The 12,706-nt window shown below is 68.6% G+C and carries 7 protein-coding genes and 4 pseudogenes; 5 read left to right on the forward strand and 6 right to left on the reverse strand.

What is annotated here, in order from left to right:
- Positions 1 to 13 precede the first annotated feature (13 nt).
- The gene (locus ACSHXC_RS06205) at positions 14 to 616 is read left to right on the forward strand and encodes a TetR/AcrR family transcriptional regulator (RefSeq protein WP_438290591.1); all 603 of its coding nucleotides are present in this window, start codon (positions 14 to 16) and stop codon (positions 614 to 616) included.
- Between the two features lie 39 nt (positions 617 to 655).
- Here the strand turns inward: ACSHXC_RS06205 and ACSHXC_RS06210 are convergent, their stop codons facing one another.
- Entirely contained in the window at positions 656 to 1,531 is an 876-nt protein-coding gene (locus tag ACSHXC_RS06210) for a PxKF domain-containing protein (RefSeq protein ID WP_438290592.1), read from the reverse strand.
- Between the two features lie 286 nt (positions 1,532 to 1,817).
- A pseudogene (locus tag ACSHXC_RS06215) lies at positions 1,818 to 1,913 on the reverse strand (IS5/IS1182 family transposase); the annotation flags it as partial.
- A 936-nt stretch (positions 1,914 to 2,849) separates the two neighbouring features.
- Here ACSHXC_RS06215 and ACSHXC_RS06220 point away from each other — a divergent pair.
- The gene (locus tag ACSHXC_RS06220; protein WP_438290593.1) at positions 2,850 to 3,020 is read left to right on the forward strand and encodes a hypothetical protein; all 171 of its coding nucleotides are present in this window, start codon (positions 2,850 to 2,852) and stop codon (positions 3,018 to 3,020) included.
- Positions 3,021 to 3,261: 241 nt separating this feature from the next.
- Here ACSHXC_RS06220 and ACSHXC_RS06225 read toward each other — a convergent pair whose 3' ends face one another.
- From ACSHXC_RS06225 to ACSHXC_RS06235, 3 genes and pseudogenes are all read right to left on the reverse strand, one after another.
- Positions 3,262 to 5,100 carry a glycoside hydrolase family 15 protein gene (locus ACSHXC_RS06225; protein ID WP_438290594.1) on the reverse strand — a complete coding sequence of 613 codons (1,839 nt, stop codon included), beginning with the start codon at positions 5,098 to 5,100 and terminating at the stop codon, positions 3,262 to 3,264.
- A 386-nt stretch (positions 5,101 to 5,486) separates the two neighbouring features.
- Positions 5,487 to 6,454, reverse strand: a pseudogene (locus tag ACSHXC_RS06230) (ISAzo13 family transposase); the annotation flags it as partial.
- A gap of 54 nt (positions 6,455 to 6,508) precedes the next feature.
- On the reverse strand, positions 6,509 to 7,051 hold the full coding sequence (locus ACSHXC_RS06235) for an ArsR/SmtB family transcription factor (protein ID WP_438290595.1): 543 nt from the start codon (positions 7,049 to 7,051) through the stop codon (positions 6,509 to 6,511).
- Between the two features lie 57 nt (positions 7,052 to 7,108).
- Here ACSHXC_RS06235 and ACSHXC_RS06240 point away from each other — a divergent pair, with 57 nt between their 5' ends.
- From ACSHXC_RS06240 to ACSHXC_RS06250, 3 genes and pseudogenes are all read left to right on the forward strand, one after another.
- Positions 7,109 to 8,014: a S41 family peptidase gene (locus ACSHXC_RS06240; protein WP_438290596.1), complete on the forward strand. Its 906-nt coding sequence runs from the start codon at positions 7,109 to 7,111 to the stop codon at positions 8,012 to 8,014.
- 840 nt (positions 8,015 to 8,854) lie between these two features.
- A pseudogene (locus ACSHXC_RS06245) lies at positions 8,855 to 9,408 on the forward strand (sigma-70 family RNA polymerase sigma factor).
- 180 nt (positions 9,409 to 9,588) lie between these two features.
- Positions 9,589 to 11,379 (forward strand): eCIS core domain-containing protein, encoded by a 1,791-nt coding sequence (locus tag ACSHXC_RS06250; protein WP_438290597.1) that lies wholly within the window; start codon positions 9,589 to 9,591, stop codon positions 11,377 to 11,379.
- A gap of 644 nt (positions 11,380 to 12,023) precedes the next feature.
- On the opposite strand, the pseudogene ACSHXC_RS06255 reads toward ACSHXC_RS06250, so the two are convergent.
- Positions 12,024 to 12,627, reverse strand: a pseudogene (locus tag ACSHXC_RS06255) (hydrolytic protein); the annotation flags it as partial.
- Between the last annotated feature and the right edge of the window lie 79 nt (positions 12,628 to 12,706).

Consider the following 12,706-nt stretch of genomic DNA (forward strand, 5'->3'; position numbering starts at 1 on the left):
CCAAGGAGGATCTGTGGCCCAGCGCCCGGAACGCGCCGACGCCCTGCGCAACCGTGAAGCCGTCCTGGCCGCCGCCGACGCCCTCTTCGCCGCCAGCAGCAGCCCTCACAGCGTGTCGATGGACGACATCGCCGCGGCCGCGGGCGTGGGCAAAGGCACCCTCTTCCGTCGCTTCGGCGACCGCGCCGGCCTGATCGGCGCCGTGATCGCCTCCCGCCTCGAACCCCTGCGGCAAGCCGTACAGGCTGCACAGGACTCCGGGTCCTCACCGCAACAGCGGGTACGGGACCTCCTCGATGCCGCACTGCACTTCAAGATCGAGAACCGGAACCTGATGTCGGCCGCGGAGGACGCCGGACTCAGCAGCCCCTACCAGGCCGAGCACTACGGCGCGTGGTACGAAATCCTCCGCGAGGCACTGGATCAGGTGCCCGGCGTCCACGATGCGGAATTCACTGCCCATGCGCTGCTCGCCGCCATCCGCGCCGACCTGGTGGTGTACCTGATCGACGACCAGAAGATGACACCCCAAGCCCTGCACACCTCGCTCGCGGCCCACATCGACAACGTCCTCGGAAACCGCTGCGATCCGGCGGACACGCACAAGAAGCCATGACAGAACCTGCCTGTTTGCGGACCTGGGCGAGCGGCTCGGCTACAGCCCGAACATCGCCGACAGTGTGCTGCCGGCGAGGTCTTCGGGAGCTTCATCCATGCCGAACCTCTGGTGGGGCTGGCGCAGGCTGAGCACCGCGAGGCCGTGCAGGGTGGCCCAGATGGACCTGGCCAGCAGTTGCGGTGAGGGCTGCGCGGGAACGAGGGCGGCCGCCTGGGCTTCGACGACGGCCCGCCCGGCGATCACCCGCCGATGGTCCGCGGCATGGACATCGCCCGTAACAGGGACGGTGTCATCGTCGAGCTCTACACGATCGTCACGGAGGTACGTCCGCTGTCCTAGGGCCTGCCCGATGGGTCCGAACGTGCGTATGGCCGCGGCGGGCGCCCGGCTGGGTGGCCGGGCGCCCACTGTCGCTGGGGGTGTGGGGGTCAGTGGAAGCTGAAGTAGGCGATGTGGTCGCTGCCGTCGGTGAGTTGCAAATGCAGGTGGCGGCAGGTGGCGGCAGGTGCCTGCCCACGTGGAGTCGGTCTTCCAGGTGTAGGTGTAGCGGTCGGTGCTGGAGTCGTAGGTGAGGGCGGTCGTCGCGGTGGTCGGCTCCAGGGGTCCGGTGGGGGCGCCGGTGGTGCAGTTGACCTGTTGGGAGGCGGGTGAGTTGGCGGCGAGGATGTTCAGGCCCTGGTCGCCGTGGAGGCTGAACTTGAGCGGCACCGAGGACCCGGCGTTCTTCGCGTTCACTCTGGGTGGGTTGTCGACCGGCGCGAAGAAACCGGAGAAGTCGAAGGTGTTGCCGGTGATCGTGGTGGTGGTGCTGTCGCTGCCGCTCAGGTCTCCGGACAGGGAGGTGCTCGCGGTGACCGTTCCGGCAGCGGTGGGCAGCACGGCCACGGTGAAAGTCTCGGGGCCCGCATTCATGATCGTGCTCTTTCGGGGACGGGCGCCCTGCCGGGCCGGGCCCGGGACGGGGGCGCGGCAGCGTGCCGTGACGGTCCGCCACGCACGGCGGACCAGGGCGCTCTCCCCCATCGATCCGCTCACCTGTCGCTGCGTGGTCCAGGCTGCGGTGGTGCCCCAGGAACGTGGTCTGCTGCGAGAGAACGTGAGGGCAGCCTTCCACCGCCCGGGGAGGAGAGGGATAGCCCAAATAGGCGACCGGCACAGGGCAGTTGGTTCTGCCCGAGGCTGTTGCATGGGGTCGGTTGCGTACCCACATGCGCAGCCCGGCGAGCGTGACCGCCCCATGAAAGACGTAGGCACTCTTGTCGTACCGTGCCGCAACCGCCCGACAGCTCTTCACTCCGAACAGGCCCTGGCGAAGGAATACGGCGGGGCCGTGTGCGGCACTGGCGACGCGGAGGAAGGCGCCGTCGGGCTCGTGGGCCAGCCGACGGGCGACTGACAGCAGCAGGCCGGTCACCTCGTCGCCGGCCGAAGCGAGCTCGGCGAACCGGGACTTGCCGAGGCCCACGTGGAAGGTGATGTCGAACAGAGCCGGCTCCCCGGCGCCCGCGCTCGGCATCCACCTCGCCGACCGCCGCGCGCTGGTCACCGGCGCCGCCTCCGGGCTCAGCGCGGAAACTGCCGGCCCTGGCCGCGGTGGAAGCTGCCGTCACCCTGACCGTCCGCGACATGGCGGCCGGAAAGCGCGTCGCCAAGGACATCGCCGAGGCGATCGGCAACCAAGACGTGCCCCCACGTGATTCACTCCTCGTTCAGCAGCCTGCGAAAGGCGCGGCACGCCGCCTAACGGATCCGTGCTCACGCCCTGTCGGGCGGGCACGCCACACATGAGCGGTCTGGCTTCCGGGCGCCCGACCAGGGGCAAGACCGCAGGGCGCCCCCGCCAGGAGACTGTCACCGCCTTCCTCCAGGACGGCGATGATCCCACCGAGCTCACCATGTACGTCCAGGCCCTACGGCGCTCCGTACTGCAGACCGCCACCGCCCGCGTCTGGCCTGGCTCATTCGTCGTGCCGGCCTCAACGACTCCGGGACAGGGCAGGCGTCGGTCCTTGGCGAGGGAACGGCTTGCTCCAAGCCTCTGCTCTCATACAGCAGTTGCAGGAGCGTCGGACTGATGAAGTTGAGGACGGTGAGTCATCGTGACTGAGGACAGCACGGCTTGTTCAACTGCCAGTCCCTACCCGGGATCCGCTTTCCATGTGTCTGCCGTTTTGCCATCTCCGTACCATTGCCACCGCCTTCACGCGGGCGGGTGGTGGTGGCACGCCCGGTGGCGGATCCCGCTAGCGGCCCGCACCTGGCGAGGCGACGGCTGTGTCCCGGAGCGTTACGCCTGCCCAGGATCCGCTGGTGGCCGAACCAGGTCGCGCTGGTCGGCTGCCTGCGGATCGACCGCACGGTGATGACCTGCCTGCTCGACACCTGGAGGTGGCGAGTCTGAGGGGCGTCGATGCGATCCTGCCGACCGCCACCCGCGCAAGATCGTCGCGCCCCACCGAGGCGTCGAAACCTTCCGTGGCCTGCAGCGACAGGTGAGGGCGGCGGATGAGCTGCTCTCCGCCATCGACGAGGACGAGCGCGCGATGTTCCGGGCCTGCTCGCCCTGCCCGCCCGCACCCTCGCGGAGGGCGAACTGGGCGGCCTGGCCTGCGACGTCGGCGCTTCCTCCTGCGAAGCCACCGTCAGCCCAGGGCGCGGTCCAGATTGAAGGCGGCGCTGATCAGCGAGAGATGGGTGAATGCCTGGGGGAAGTTGCCGAGTTGTTCGCCGGTCCGGCCGATCTCCTCGGCGAACAGGCCAACGTGGTTGGCGTAGGTGAGCATCTTCTCGAAGGCCAGCCGGGCCTCCTCCAGTCGACCCGCCCGGGCCAGCGCCTCGACATACCAGAAGGAGCAGATCGAGAAGGTGCCCTCGGAGCCCCGAAGCCCGTCCGGACTGACTGCCGGGTCGTAGCGGTACACCAGCGAGTCGGAGACCAGATCCGAAGTGAGCACGTCCAGGGTGGAGAGCCACTTGGGGTCGGTGGGCGAGATGAACTTGGCCATCGGCATCATCAGCAGGGACGCGTCGAGGACGTTGTCGTCCAGCCCCTGGACGAACGCGCCGCGCTCGGCTGACCAGCCGCGAGCCATGATCTGCCGGTAGATCGCGTCGCGGGACTGCTGCCAGCGGGGCAGGTCGGCGGGGAGCCCGCGCCGGTTCGCCATCCGGATCGCCCGTTCCAGCGCGACCCAGCACATCAGCCGCGAGTAGACGAAGTTACGCCGACCCGACCGGGTCTCCCAGACCCCGTCGTCGGGCTGGTCCCAGTGGTCGCAGAGCCAGTCCACCACGGCGCCGACCTCGTCCCAGTGATCGCTGCTGATCGACTGTCCCCACTTGTCGTAGAGATAGACGGAGTCGATCAGCGCGCCATAGATGTCCAGCTGGAGCTGCCCCGTGGCGGCGTTTCCCACCCGTACTGGCGCCGACCCGAGGTAGCCCTCGAAGTGGCGCAGTTCGTACTCGGGCAGGTCGCAGCGCCCGTCGATGCCGTACATGATCTGCAGCGGGCCGGTCTCCTTGGTGCCCCGCATGATCCCGTGCTCGGAGATGAAGCCCATGAACGCCTCGGCCTCCGAGGTGAAGCCCAGACGGAGCAGGGCGTAGACGCAGAAGGCCGCGTCGCGCACCCAGACGTAGCGGTAGTCCCAGTTGCGCTCGCCGCCGAGCTGCTCGGGCAGGCTGGTGGTTGGCGCGGCGATGATCGCGCCGGTGGGCGCGTAGGTGAGCAGCTTCAGCGCCAGGGCCGAGCGATGCACCATCTCCCGCCACCGCCCGTGGTACTGCGAGCGGGACAGCCAGTGGCGCCAAAACCGGACGGTGGCCTCGAACTGCCGTTCCGCCTCCCGACTGGGGCAGGCACGCGGGCCGACATCGGCGCTCACCCGGTCGAGGGCGAACACCGTGGACTCGCCCTCCAGCAGCTTGAAGTGCGACGACACGTCCACGCCGTCGGTCTCGATCGGCACGGTGGCGGTCAGGGCCAGGGACAGAGAGGGGGAGCGGAACACCGCGTGGCCATCCCCGAGCTCCACGGTGTGCGACTCGGTCCCGTAACCGAAGCGCGGGGCGACCTTCGCCCGGAACGGGAGCACTCCGCGGACACAGATCACCCGCCGGATCAGCCGGTGGCGGTCCGCCTCGCGGGACTCGTCAACGACGGGCATGAAGTCCTGGATCTCCCCCACCCCGTCCGCGGCGAAGAACCGCGTGATCAGGACGTTGGTGTCGGGAAAGTAGAACTGCCGGGTACGGGTCGGCACGTCCGCGGACAGTTCGAAGCTGCCGCCCCGGTCGGCGTCGAGTAGGGACGCGAACACGCTGGGTGCATCGAAGCGCGGGCAGCAGTACCAGTCGATGGTGCCGTCGGTGGCGACGAGCGCGGCGGTACGGAGATCACCGATCAAGCCGTGCTCAGAGATCGGCAGATACCGGGAACCGACCAGCTGCCCGAATCCGCCTCCGCCGTACTGCGTCATGGCGGCCTCCTCACCCAGTGGTGCGGGGCATCGAGCCGAACCTCTTGTTTCATGCCAGATCGCGGCATGCTGGAGAGCCGAATCAAACCGGAAAGCCGCAAAATTCTAGCACGCTCACCGGCATCCGAAGGCGGCTGTCATACGGAAGGTGCTGAGACGGGGGCCGGCTGCGGGGCTCGGCGGGCAGGTGCGACTGAGCTCGACCACGTCGAGTCCGAGCACCTCCAGCTGCGACAGCACCCCGTACAGCCCTGAGCGATCGAGGCAACCGACAAGCACGGTCTTCTTCAGGAGGGTGCGGTGCATGGCGGTGCGGCTGCTGGCGAACAGTACGGCGAGTGGTTCCGCGGCCGGGGCGACTCGCAGATGGAGCACGGTGGCCAGGATCTGTTCCACTTCGATGTGCCCGGCGGCAGGTGACACACGGTGATGGTCAGCCCGGTTTCGGCGGCGAGCTGGGCGAGTTCGAGTTTCCAGGCCCGGGTGCGGTAGCCGTTGGAGCCTCCCGTTGTCGGCGGTGATCAGCAGCCGTGTCGCCTGCGGGTAGGCGTCGTGGCCCCGGCCGTGCCACCAGCGGCGGATCGATGCCACGGCGAAGGCTGCGGTGTCGTGATCCGTGCCGACGTTGACCCAGCCCGTGTTCGCCGCCAGATCGTAGATCCCGTACGGGATGGCCTTGCCCAACTGCGGGTCGAGGAAGTCATGGACGTGCACCGGCACCGGGTCACCTGCCGGCCGCCACTGGCGGCCATGGTTCTTGAATTCGCCGACGAGTTCCTTCTTCTTGGTGTCCACGCTGATCACCGGCTGGCCGACATCCCGATGCTCGCGGGCCCGCTCGTTGAGGTAACGGAACTGGGCATCGCGGTCCGCATGCTGGCTGCCCTCGATCGTCTTCGCGTTGGCCTGCAAGCTGAAGCCTTCCTCCCGCAGCAGGCCGGCGACGGTGTCGGCACTGACTCGGTGCCCGGCCCCGGTCAACTGCCTCCCGAGAGAGCGGGTGGACTTCACCGTCCACCGCAGCGGCGACATCGGATCACCCCGCACATCCGGCTCGACCAGAGCCAGCAGTGCCGGCCGCAGCCCAAGGTCGACATCGGCGACCCGTTTGCGGCTCCCCGCCCGGACGACGCACCCGCCCCGACGGATCCTCACCCGCCTCCAGCTCGAACACGCCCTTGCGGACCGTCGTCTCACTCACCGCGGCCGCCCGCGCGACGGCCCGCACCCCTCCATGCCCCAGCCCCCGGGCCTCCGCAGCCATCAACAGACGCCGCTGCCGCTCGCCCAGGTGAGGAAACAACACCGCGAGCTTCACAGCGAGTTGGGCACGAGTCTCGTCCGGGATGCGCATACCACCCCAATGAACCCCAGGACAGGAAGCAACACCTTGATGATCTGCAAGCCCTTAGGCGGACGTGGTGGTGCCGGTCGGCAGGGCCTGCTGATAGAGCGCCACCAACACGCCGTGCACGGGCTCGTCCTCTGCATTCTCCTCGGTCTCGTCGACCAGTTGGGCGAGGTTCTCGCCGAGTTCTCGTGCCTTCGTGGGGCTGAGACGCAGGTGGCGCAGTGTCAGGTGGGTCTCGGCGGGAGAGCGGTCCAGTTCCTGGGCGACCGCGGCGAGCATCGCGGCGGTGCCTGCCGCCTGGGGTTCGGCGACGACCATGCGGCGGGCGGTGCGCTGGTAGTGCTGCTCGGTGCCGCCGCGGACCTGGCGGGTCTCGGCGATGTGGACCAGCCCGGCTTCGCGGAGCACTTTGAGGTGATGGGCAACGTTGCCCTTCTTCGCGTCGAGCTGCGCCGCAAGCTGGCTGGCGGTGGCAGGCCGGTGGCCCAGGGCGAAGAGCAACCTCTGACGCAACGGGTGGGCGAGCGCTGCGAACTGCCCAGGCGCACCGATCTCCAGGACGTCCTCAGGAGGCGGCAGATAGGGAGGCTGATCACGCATACCAAAAGTGTCCAAACTCTTTGACGCTTTCACAAGGGCGCTGCTCTAATCCCTGCCATGACGACTCCGACGAAGCTTCTTTCCGCCCCTGTCATCGACGAGACAGCCCGGCTGCTGACCGAGCACTACGTTTTCCCCGAGATAGCCGAGCAGCTCGCCGGGCTGCTGCAACGACGCCTCACCGAAGGCGCCTACGACGTCGACGACGCCGAGGAGCTCGCCCGTCTGGTCACCGCGGACCTGCAGTCCGTCAACGGCGACCGACACCTGAGACTGAAGCACCACGCCGACCCGGTCTCCCCGATGCAGGGGGCGGCCACCCTGGACGCCATGCGCCGGGACTTCGACACCTCGCTGGGCGGCGCGCCCCGGATGCAGTTGCTCGACGGAGGGGTCGCCGTGATGGAGTTGGCGCCGATGCTGTTCCCGCTGGAGTGGGCCGCCGAACCGCTGAGCGCCGCGCTCACCCTGGCCTCCCGCGCCCAGGCGCTGATCGTTGACCTTCGCTCCAACCGGGGCGGCGACCCGGACACGGTCGCCTTCGTCTGCAGCTACCTGCTCGACGAGCGCACCCATCTCAACACCATGCACTGGCGCGACGGTGAACGCAGCGAGCAGTCCTGGAGCCTGCCGCATGTCCCCGGCGCGTGCTTCGGCGGCACCAAGCCGTTGTATGTGCTGTCCAGCGACAGCACCTTCTCCGCCGCTGAAGAACTGGCGTACAACCTCCAGCAGCTCGGCCGCGCCGTAGTAGTCGGCGAGCCCACCCGCGGCGGCGCACACCCGTGCAGGGGCTGGACGGTGCACCCACACCTGGAAGCCACCGTCCCTGTTGGCCGCGCCATCAACCCCGTCTCCAACACGAACTGGGAAGGCACCGGCGTGCAGCCGGACATCCCCTGCGCTGCTGCCGACTCCCTCGACCACGCACACACGCTGGCCCTCGCCCGACTGGCAGGCTGACCCACTCCAGCTTGTGAGTCGGTGGTGGGTGGCAGTGGGTGTTCGGCAGTCATGTTGATCTCGTAGGTGATGTTGCTTTCCTGTTCAGGGCTTAGATGTAGCCGACCACGAGGGCGTCAAGAGCCCCGACCACCCGGCGTTCACCGGCATGAAGCGCGCCGAGATCACCTAGGGCGGCGCCTCCGAGGCCTCCGCCTCCTGGCGGCGCGGCCCGACCGCGACCCGGGCCCGGCCCGGGCTACCCCCGCTGACCGCCCAGCAGACCGGCGTCCAGAGCGAGACCGGACGCACCCCGGGACCCGCCGGCACCTGGCAGCGCACCAAGACGTCGAGGCAGCCATGAGTGCGCTGCGAGGGCCCTGGGTCGCCATGGAGGCCACCCGGTCGCGGCGACGTCGTCGGCCAGCGAGGTAAGCGGATTCTGCACCGAGGTCACGTTCACACTCCCGTGTTCCCCCGCGCCTTCGTGCACCATCGGGCCGGGTGCCACGTCGTTCGGGTGCGGGACCCGTGCCGGGTGACGATGTGCGAGGGAGAGGAGGGGACGAATGACGGGTGAAGTGATCACTGCCCGGTCCGGACCGTAGTCGGGAGGCAACCGGGTGCCAAACGGGCCCGCGCGACGACCGTTCGGACGCCGGAACCGGGCCAGCGGTCAGCGGCCGGGCCAGCCGGGAGCTCGTCGGCCACCACGGAAACGGTCAGAATCGGTCGCCATGCACAGGAGAACGGGCCCCTCCGGTCTGCCCGTTTGGGCTTACAACTTCTCCCATCGCTCCGTGTGCCAGGTGAGCCCTGTCGTTTCCGAGCGATGTCCGACTGTTGGAGTGCCCGGAGGCAATGATCACGCCCGAGTTAGAGATCCGCCCCGCCGCCCGTTGCATCGAACCCGACGAGGAGTTCCTGCGGGCCCTGTACGAGCGACACGGATCCGTACTGCTCCGCTTCGCCACCCGACTCCTCAATGGCGACTGGCACCGCGCCGAAGACATCCGCCAAGAGGCCGCGATCCGCGCCCGGCAGCACGCCGCCAAACTCGACCCGCGGCGGAGTCACTGCGCCCGTGGCTCTTCCACGTAGTACGCAACCTGGGCATCGACGGGTACCGGGGACGGCGGGCGCGCCCGCTGGAGGATCAAGTGCCCGACATCACGCACCTGCCGGTGCCTGACAGGGTCGACCACGCGCTCACGACGCACGTGGTGGTGGACGCAATGCGCGACCTCGCACCGCTCCAGCGCGAGGTCCTGCTGCACGTCTACTACCTGGGCCGCAGCGTAAACCAGACGGCACACGTCCTCGGCGTGCCCCCCGGGACGGTCAAATCCCGCACCCACTACGCGATGCGCGCCTTGCGGGACAGCCTCAACAACCGGGGCCTCAGCACTGTTTGACGCTTTGTCACAATTCCGGAGCAGCACACCCCCTCAGCGGGACAGACGGTCCGATTAGGAAGGCGAGTTGCCCACCAGGGCACCCTGGACTACCCCTTTTACCTCTGGCCCCGCCTCGTGCCCACCGGCACCATGAAGGGATCGGTTCACCGTCGACGGGATCACGCAGGGAGGCGCCCCGTGCGCGTCGTACAGCAGAAACAGGGCCCAACTGCCAAGGCGCCGCGGAGGGAGCCGCGCGCCGAGCCGGCGGAACGCTCGGCGGAGCGGCCTCCCTCCGGTCTTCTGCCGCCGGCCGCCCTGCTCGACTTCCAGCGGACCGCCGGGAACGCCGCCGTGGTGCGCGCGCTGCAACGACAGGCCCGGCCCGCGCAGGACAAGGACGCCTCGGTCAGTGGGCCGGTGGAGCCCTCCACGGTCCCCAAGGTTCTCGGGACCTCCGGCAAGCCGCTCGCCGGGGGCGTACGCACCGAGATGGAGACCCGCCTCGGCGCGGACTTCTCCGACGTACGGGTGCACACCGGTGCCGACGCCCAGCGTTCGGCGCTGGAGCTGGGAGCGCGCGCGTACACCTCGGGCAACCACGTGGTCATCGGCGACGGAGGTGGCGACCGGCACACCCTCGCCCATGAGTTGACCCATGTGATCCAGCAGCGTCAGGGGCCCGTCGCGGGCACCGACCACGGCAACGGGCTGCGGGTCAGCGACCCCTCGGACCGCTTCGAGCGGGCCGCCGAGGACAACGCCCGCCGCGTCCTTGCCCGGCCCCTCCCTGAGCCTGCCGACGCCTCACACGAGGCACACGACCCTGCCGCGCACCACAGCGCGTCGGCACAGAGGGCGGCCGCGAACCCCGTTCAGCGCTACGTCGTCGTCAACCCCGGCGACGCCAACTACCCGAACGTGGGAACGGTCGACGCCCACGGCCAGCCCGGCCCCGCCGCACCGGATTTCTTCCCCAGCCAGGAGGAGCGGCCCCGCATCGTCCAGGATCCGCACACCGGGCCCCGGCAGGCCGACAGTTTCGTGGCGGCCGACGGCAGCCTCAACGTCGTGTACAACGGCCAGGCCCCGCTGCGGCTGGCCGAGAAGATGGACCTTGCGGTGGAGCACATCACCGACGGCCGTCAGGCCAAGACGTTCTTCGCCACATCCGATCGCATCGACAAGGCCAACGCCCAACTGCGCGGCAAGGTACGGCTCGACCGGGGACAGGGCGTTCTGACACTGCAGCGGACCAAGCGGTTCCTCAACATCAAGATCATGGACCAGAACCTGACGCTGTGGCAGGTCGAACCCGTGGTGCAGAACCCCGGGCGCGGCCAGGCGCCACAGCGTGGGCTGGCCGTGCGGCTCTCGCAGCGCTGCAACGAGATCGCCACCGAGGTCACCGCGAAGCCCGCACCGCAGTTCACCGGCGAGGACCTCTACTTCGAGGCCATCTTCAAGGTCATCGACGAGTTGGCGGGCTCCGCCGCGGTCAACGACCTTCGGACCCGCTACGGGGCCGCCAGGACCGCAGCCATCAGCGACCAGAGCAAGCTGCCGGGCCTTGCGGCCGTCATCAGCGAAATGATCCAGCGGGTCATGGCATTCCGCGACAACCCGACACAGCTGCCCCAACTCCAGGCCACGTACGAGAAGTTCAAGGTCAACGAGTTCACCACGAAGGCCGGCGTCGGCGACCTCTTCATGATCAAGGGGCTGCGCGCCGACTCCACCTCCGGCGGGCTCGACTTCCACTTCGCCTCCGTCGTGGCCAAGAGCGGACGCGACCACGTCACCATGGAGAACTTCGCACGGCACGAGGAAGAGGGCACTCTGAGCTCGGGCGACCCTCAGTGGTACTTCGAAATGTACGGGCCCGTGGAGAAGATGCAGACCTTCCACGAGCAGTGGGGCTGGGCGAACCGCTTCACCGCCCAGAGCGCGGACAACCGCCTCGTCCTGACGATCCTGATGCAGGGCTGACGACGAAGACAAAGACGAGGCCCGGTGCGCGCACACCGGGCCTCGTTTCGTGGGGCGCACGCACGCCAGCCGTTGCGGATCCGTTGGCTCGGCGGCGGCGAGCCAACGGGCCGGAGGCCGTCGCGGGCAACCGCTGAGTACGCACATCAAGGGGAAGAGCGGCCGCGCCATCGCCCGAGCCGGTCGTCGCGCACTGTAGTGGGAAACGCCCGCGAAGGGCTCGGGGTGTTCGACGAGGTGACCACGTTCGAAACGGGGCGCCGACCCGAACCGAGATGACGAGCGTGGGAACGCCAACTGCCAACAGTCCTATACGAGTTGGCAGACTCGACCGTCCGCAGGACGTGGGGTCCAGGCAGCGCCTCTCGCGCATCCGTGGCACCGTCCGGTCCGGTGCGAGCCGCCTTCTCCTTACGAAATCCGGCCGCCGCACGTCATCACGATCCGGCCAATAACCGAGATCCTCGACCCCTTTCGGGCAACCGCGACGACCGCTTCATACGGCCACCTTCCTGCGCCGTCGAACACCGACCGGAATGTGTGTTGCCCTCCGGCTGTGCAGCAGCTTTCGGACGTACCCGGAACGCTGGCTTTCCCTTGCGCCACGGAAGGATCACGATGCTGCCCCGGAAACTTCCGCCTCGTCGTTTGACGTCGCTCAGCACCCCACTCGTTCAACGCCTCATCGCACCCGGATGCCTGTTTCCCGGTGGCTGGCGTGCCGGGCTTCGCGCACGTCACGTTCACCGTCACCGTGGCGTTTTCGGGGATTTCGATTGGAGTCACCCAGTGGTAGTCCTGGTTGCGGAAGGTCTCAAGGGCGATCGTGGTGATCTTGCGCTCTCCGAAGGTGATGGTCAAAACCCCGTCGTCGCCCTGGAAGTTGGCCACGACGATGTCGGTGATCCCGAAGATCTTTCCGGCAGGGACCTTGTAGACCCCCGGCTTCGTGGCGCCGCCGTCCGTCTGGACGTCGATGGTGGCCGAGCTCTGTTGGCCGCCGCCGACCTTGCCCGGCTGCGGGCTCGATCCGGTCCCGCTACCCGATCCCGTCGCACCACCACCCGAGGGCTTGTTCTGACCGCCGACTCCGGTGCCGGGCGTCCCGCCCTGCTGAGCGCTCGGGTTGGGGCTGGGTTTGCTGACGGCGTCATTGGCGGCCTGTTTGGCGGTGCTCTGCACGGCCGGCCGCACCAGCGCGAACCACGCGAGCAACAGCGCAACGAGCGCGGCCAGCACGGCGAACAACCGCCCAAGACGTCGCGGATTCCTACGACCACATCTTCTGGGTCAACGGCGAGAACGGTGCGTCCATCCGCGCCTCCTT

The organism is Streptomyces sp. HUAS TT7 (assembly GCF_051550175.1).
Taxonomy (GTDB): Bacteria; Actinomycetota; Actinomycetes; order Streptomycetales; family Streptomycetaceae; genus Streptomyces.

Coding starts and splice junctions, on each gene's coding strand:
- ACSHXC_RS06210 (WP_438290592.1), bottom strand. CDS start 1,531: ATGAATGCGGGCCCCGAGACTTTCACCGTGGCCGTGCTGCCCACCGCT.
- ACSHXC_RS06225 (WP_438290594.1), bottom strand. CDS start 5,100: ATGACGCAGTACGGCGGAGGCGGATTCGGGCAGCTGGTCGGTTCCCGG.
- ACSHXC_RS06235 (WP_438290595.1), bottom strand. CDS start 7,051: ATGCGTGATCAGCCTCCCTATCTGCCGCCTCCTGAGGACGTCCTGGAG.
- ACSHXC_RS06240 (WP_438290596.1), top strand. CDS start 7,109: ATGACGACTCCGACGAAGCTTCTTTCCGCCCCTGTCATCGACGAGACA.